General features: G+C 57.4%; 1 rRNA gene. It reads right to left on the bottom strand.

The annotated features are described in order from the left end of the window. Positions 1–60 (bottom strand): 16S ribosomal RNA (locus tag IF55_RS35685); the annotation flags it as partial. Between the last annotated feature and the right edge of the window lie 236 nt (positions 61–296).

Here is a 296-nt window from a genome sequence, read left to right as displayed (position 1 = left end):
TTGCATGTGTTAAGCACGCCGCCAGCGTTCGTCCTGAGCCAGGATCAAACTCTCCGTGAATGCTTCATTCACAGCAGAGCGGCGCAACCCGGCGGAATAGGCCCGGTCGCGCACAGCGTCCTCGCTGTAATCGCCACCCCAACCCATGACAGGCTCGGGTGGGCTTTTCAAAGGAACCTCAAGCAGAACAGACAAATCGTCCTGCCCGGGGTATTTTATAGTCTGGCGTTGACTTTTGGCACGCTGTTGAGTTCTCAAGGAACGGACGCTTCCTTTGTGGCCGTTTCACCGGCCGC

This window comes from Streptomyces varsoviensis (genome assembly GCF_000718635.1).
Classification (GTDB): Bacteria; Actinomycetota; Actinomycetes; order Streptomycetales; family Streptomycetaceae; genus Streptomyces; species Streptomyces varsoviensis.
This window is presented reverse-complemented; position numbering and strand designations above follow the sequence as displayed.